Source organism: Pirellulales bacterium, from assembly GCA_035499655.1.
Taxonomy (GTDB): domain Bacteria; phylum Planctomycetota; class Planctomycetia; order Pirellulales; family JADZDJ01; genus DATJYL01.
This window is the reverse complement of the sequence record DATJYL010000171.1, coordinates 1-5,158: the sequence shown is the minus strand read 5'-3', so window position 1 is coordinate 5,158 and position 5,158 is coordinate 1. Positions and strand designations below refer to the sequence as shown.

General features: G+C 53.8%; 5 protein-coding genes. 4 read left to right on the top strand and 1 reads right to left on the bottom strand.

The annotated features are described in order from the left end of the window. On the top strand, positions 1–1,410 hold a 1,410-nt coding region (locus tag VMJ32_12155), incomplete at its 5' end, for a choice-of-anchor tandem repeat NxxGxxAF-containing protein (GenBank protein HTQ39772.1). A gap of 244 nt (positions 1,411–1,654) precedes the next feature. On the opposite strand, the gene VMJ32_12150 is transcribed toward VMJ32_12155, so the two are convergent. Further along, positions 1,655–2,569, bottom strand: coding sequence for a HEAT repeat domain-containing protein (locus tag VMJ32_12150; GenBank protein HTQ39771.1), 915 nt, complete (start codon positions 2,567–2,569; stop codon positions 1,655–1,657). 223 nt (positions 2,570–2,792) lie between these two features. On the opposite strand from VMJ32_12150, the gene VMJ32_12145 reads away from it, so the two are divergent. The 3 genes from VMJ32_12145 (at position 2,793) to VMJ32_12135 (ending at position 4,622) form a co-directional block, all read left to right on the top strand. Then, a complete protein-coding gene (locus VMJ32_12145; GenBank protein ID HTQ39770.1) occupies positions 2,793–2,972 on the top strand; it encodes a hypothetical protein in 180 nt (59 codons plus the stop codon). Positions 2,973–3,191: 219 nt separating this feature from the next. Continuing rightward, positions 3,192–4,100 carry a hypothetical protein gene (locus VMJ32_12140; GenBank protein ID HTQ39769.1) on the top strand — a complete coding sequence of 303 codons (909 nt, stop codon included), beginning with the start codon at positions 3,192–3,194 and terminating at the stop codon, positions 4,098–4,100. A 96-nt stretch (positions 4,101–4,196) separates the two neighbouring features. Then, positions 4,197–4,622: a GNAT family N-acetyltransferase gene (locus VMJ32_12135; GenBank protein HTQ39768.1), complete on the top strand. Its 426-nt coding sequence runs from the start codon at positions 4,197–4,199 to the stop codon at positions 4,620–4,622. Positions 4,623–5,158 lie beyond the last annotated feature (536 nt).

The following is a 5,158-nucleotide window of genomic DNA, read 5'->3' as shown; positions in this document are numbered from 1 at the left end:
TCGATCGACGATTCGGGCCAAATCAGTTTCGCGGCCTATGCAGGTACTGATCTTGATTCCAATCGAGGAATTTGGTCGGGTCAACTGAATCAAATCTCACTGGTGGCATTGCCCGGCGCACCCGCACCCAACGGCCTGACGTACACGTCGGTATTATTGAATGATGTCGAACAGGGGGGGCCTCTGGCTTATGCAGCGGCGGTGTCTACCAGCGGGGGAGGCACACAGTCCGGAAATTGGATTTATTTACCCGGAGGAGCCCAATTCGTAGTGAACCCGACGCTCGCCGTGCCCGGAGAGCCCGCGAATGCTCATTTCACTGCTGCGCCATCGTTAGCGGTAACTCCCGATGGAAATTATGCCTTCTTTTCGCAGCTCGCGACCGATACCGGTACTCATGGTGGAATCTGGGCCAATCTGAATGGCACATTAACCTTGATTGGTCATGATGGGATGCAGGTTTCTGGATTTTCGAATGGCGTGACTTGGAAAAGCATTTTCTCCTACCCCACGGTGAGCCCGCTGGGCGAAGCTCTCTTCTATGGCTCGCTGTCGAACAATCAGGCTGGCCTGTTTGCCTCAAATGGTACGACGACGACTGCCATCGCATTGAGCAGCCAGCCGGTACCGGGGCTTACTGGAACCTCATTTGGTCAAGTCGCCAATCAACAGCTTCATCCGAATGCCACCGGCGATGTAGCCTTTTCTGACGGCTCGATTTGGTTACTTAATTCAAGCGGCTACCATCGGGAGGCGCAAGCGGGATCGCCGGTGATCGGGGGCGGCACCTTGACATCGGTTGCTGATGACGTGCATTTGACGAATGACGACCGCGTGACTTTTACCGGAGAACAAGCGGGCAACATTTATGGCATCTACCAGGCGGCAGCCGATGGAATCCATGTAATCGCCCGTGATGGAACGGCGGCGCCGGGACAAGCGGCCGGCACTACGTTCGAGCAAATCTATCCTGCCCAAGTAAATAGTTTGGGGCAAGTGGCATTTCTGGCCGATCTCACACTTCCATCGGGCTCGATTTCCTATGGAAATATATTTGCGACCGAGCCTGATGGAACGCTGACCTTTGTCGCCGGACAAGGAACGACCGTGACCTTGCCCGGGCGTCCAACGCCATATACAGCAGTTAGCGCAGGTCTGTACGATTTCACCGACGTCGAGTTGCCCCAATTCGATGACCAGGGCGATCTGGTTTTCACTTTAGGATCAGCGATCGCAGGCAGCGGGACCAATGTTGTGATGGTTGCACATTTAGTGCCTGAACCAACGAGTTTCGTGCTAGCCATCTTGGCCTTCGGCAATATCGTCATTGTTCTTCGCCAGCGTAGCCGCAATCAGCCACCGGGAGGTGCTGAGTGTCGGATCGCCTGGCCGGCCGTGCAGCGTTCCTGACTGAACGCAGGCCCAAGCCGGCCGTGGGCAATATGAACGCTCAGGGTTATTGGTCGCTACCATCTGATATGCCACCGAAACCGGCGAAATCTTAATGCGCCACTGCCGACCCTCCCGATCGGCCAGCGTGCATAAACCGCAGTCCCGTTTTCGCCCATGTGCGGGGCCACGATCAAGCAGTTTCTCGGATGTAGCGCCTGTCGGACATTTCCACGTCACGGGCCAGGTGGAAGATGGTGAGCTCTTATGTCAACGGAATCGGATATTTATTCGGTGATTTCAGTTTTCCCTGTACCCATCGACGAGCCTCGTGGATACCTTCGCCGGTGAACGCATGCGGAGAGTGGATCCAGTTATAACAAATCTGGTTCACCATACGCTGTTTCGCTTCGTTGTCGCCATTTTCGAGAATGTGAAGCAATAACCGTAGGCCTGCGTCGCTATAGTTTGCAATGTAGAGTGCTGTGGCAGCAAAGACTGACCACCTCCCTTGCGCGCGAATCGCCAGGCTGTTTAAAAAGTTAACACCTCGCTCGTCGCCCATACGCAACAACGCATTCGCCAGCACGGCTTTGTCGCCTTCGTTGCGGCCGCCTTTTTCGTAGCTCTCGATTAGTGTGTCTCTGGCTTCATCGGTGCCCAGTGTTTTCAGCGCTTCAATGGCCACATTCCGGAATCCTTGCTCATCTCGATCGAACCACTGCTGCAAAGTGTCAAAGATTTTTGCATCTTTGATTTTCGCTAACGCAATCGCCGCCTCGGCCTGAACCCGGTTTTCAGGGTGATCCAGCGCCGCACGTACCGCCTCGATGTGACGTTCATAGGTTAACCGGCAATGTCGAATGGCAGATTTGGCGATATCTGGATGAGGGTCATTCAGCAGGCCGCCGAGGAGTTCCACAAGACGGGCGTTTCGTGTGTCGGGGGTTCGACCTGCGGCTTTTGCCAATCGGCTAAACAAAAGACCCAATGCAACCGGGCGACTAGCTGGATCCGGGTCGCCGGCGAGCACCGACCGAAGCTCTTCGTCGGACAACAATCCGAGGCGATTATGGATTGCTCGGAGCGCATCATTTCGATGACGTACTGCATCCCCAACGGACGGGTCCGGAGGAATGTAATTGTTCATTGAATTTGCCTTGTCCATCTCAGGATTCATGCGACGTGCTCAACAAGTCCGGCCAAAGTCCTAATTATTGCATAATTTTGGGCGCGTTTACATGACGCAAAAAACGGCGCTAGCCGTCAAAGCTGGATTGCGTGATTCCATCACGCGAGGAACCACTGCTGGATGAGTTGGCACAATTCTAATTCGGTTTGCAACGCTGATCGGGTACAATGCGGGCCATAGCTTTGACCCCTTATCAATTCGGGAGATTCCCATGCGCAAATCGACGTTCGCACTTGCCCAGACGTTCTTGGTTGCTATCTTGTGGCTCGGCTTGCAGGACAGTCAGCCACGGGCCGCAGAGGAGACCAAGCCGACAATGCAAAAATGGGAATATCATTTTGAGTTGAGCAATTGGAGCAACCGTGGCGAAGCCACAACGCTTTTGAATTAGCTCGGCAATGACGGATGGGAATTATCCACCGTAAGTTCGACAACTCAATACGACGTGCTGGCGGCTTTTAAGCGTCCAAAGCAGTGAGAGAAATTCCAATTTCAGACTGACCCACCACCGGGAATTCTCCGGATTAGACCGCCGCCGCGCCCGTGGTAGAATGCCGGGCATGGAAAACCAAAAGAAGCCCAACGTGCTCCATAAAAAATGGGTACAGCAATGATAACCTCCTTAGCCCGAAATGGTTTTCGCATTGTTGCAGCGGTTTTAGTTGTCGCGGTGGTACTCCACGCGCCGCCATCAATTGCCCAGCAGCCGCAACAAAAAATCATGACGATGGACGCCGATGGCGCCAATCTCCACTTTGTGGCACACATCGATGGCTATACCCGCCATAGTGTGCCGCGGTGGTCTCCGGATGGCCGTGATATCGCGTTCGAAGTAAGTTGGAGGGAATCCGGCGAGTATGCACCTCGCGTCTTCAAAGTGGCCGCCACAGGTGGTGAGCCAGTTGATTTGGGGATGGGCAAAATGCCGAGCTGGTCCATGGATGGCAAGCAAATTGTATTTCGCATTCCGCCGGATGTAGGTGAATCACGCAACGGCATTTGGATTATGAACTCCGACGGCGCCAGCCATGAATTCTTGTTCCCAGGACATCAACCGATGTACTCGCCCGATGGCGCGCACATTGCCTACACTAATGAAGCCCAGGACGAGCTATTTGTTTACGATGTACTCGAAGAGACCCATCGCAAGCTTAGCCAACCGTACTCACGAATCATTGGCTACGCTGCCTGGTCCCCCGATGGCAAAGAACTTTGCTTTATCGGCCGCAAAGATTCTCAAGACCCCGAGCTGGCTGTTACTGCTGCCGACGGCACACAAGCCCAGCCGAAGATTTGCGTATCCAACAAAGCGCTGGCTAGGTATCCGTTTTGGGGACCGAGTACAAAGATTCTTCTGACGATGCGTACCAGCGGAAACAACGATCAGATTTACACATTTGATCCCAATGGCAAATCTGAGCCGCAACGTTTCGACGGCCAGCCCGACGCCCGCAATTTTGATGCGTGCTGGTCCCCGGATCTTAAGAAAATCGTGTTCGTTAGCGATCTGTCACTATAATTTGGGCACCCTTCCGCTTCACGATCCGCGAATTAGCAGGCATATTTTAGTGTGCCAACACCGAACCCTATGTCACACCCTGTAATCAGACAAGCGATGGAGTCCGATGCATCGGAGTTGGCGCGATTGACTTCACAGCTTGGTTATCCGGTCTCCGACGCATCAATACGGATGCGCATGGCGCGAATGTTTGGGTCATCCAATGACAGCCTGTGGGTGGCTGAAGGTCCAGGAGGAGAGTTGGCGGGTTGGATTCATGGTTTTCTCGGTCAGCTTTTGGAGTCGGACTATCGTGTGGAAATCGGCGGTTTGGTTGTCGACGCGCGCTGGCGGCGAAGTGGCATCGGGCGGCAAATGGTGAAGGCCATCGAGGTTTGGGCAGTGAAGCGCGGAGCTGCCGAGGTGTCAGTGCGTTGCCGAGAAGAGCGCACCGAGTCCCACAAGTTTTATGAGAGTTTGTTATTTCGACAAGTCAAGACGCAGCGAGTGTTTCGCAAGCGCCTTTCAGCACCCCGCTGTTAAGACGCTACCTCCCGATACGCTACAATGCGGAAATGAAATTCGCTCGTGGCTGTCTAATGGCACTTGCAGTCTTTGTCACTTTGATGATCCTGGAGGAATTAGCGCTTGTAGCCTATCGGCAGCCAGTTGGCTTCGGTGAATATCTGGGGACGTTTTTTTATTATTGGTGGCCATACGCGATAACATTTGTTGTGGGCGTGCTGGTGTATTTTCGCACGCCGAGGAATTGGTTTTGGTAGCCCCCTAACCGCTGCCCGCTGGGTGAGGAAGGCTTAGACGAGGAGAATCACAATGAACAATGATCCGAATAGCCCCCAAGTGTTGGCTAACCTGCGAACGGATACCGAAGCACAACTAGTTGTGAATCATTTAGAATCAATTGGCATAAAGGCACTTATTGCGGGCGCTGGTCCGTCCACTGGCTGGCCAAGGGCACCAAGTGAGACTCAGGTGGTAGTCCGTCGTGCGGACTTAGAACGTGCCAAAGAAGCGCTATCGACAATCCAACGGAAGTAATTGCCCACGCTCAACTCCCA

Bases quoted from the DNA above. Each gene is read 5' to 3' on its own strand.
- VMJ32_12150 (HTQ39771.1), bottom strand. From the start codon at position 2,569: ATGAATCCTGAGATGGACAAGGCAAATTCAATGAACAATTACATTCCT.
- VMJ32_12145 (HTQ39770.1), top strand. From the start codon at position 2,793: ATGCGCAAATCGACGTTCGCACTTGCCCAGACGTTCTTGGTTGCTATC.
- VMJ32_12140 (HTQ39769.1), top strand. From the start codon at position 3,192: ATGATAACCTCCTTAGCCCGAAATGGTTTTCGCATTGTTGCAGCGGTT.
- VMJ32_12135 (HTQ39768.1), top strand. From the start codon at position 4,197: ATGGAGTCCGATGCATCGGAGTTGGCGCGATTGACTTCACAGCTTGGT.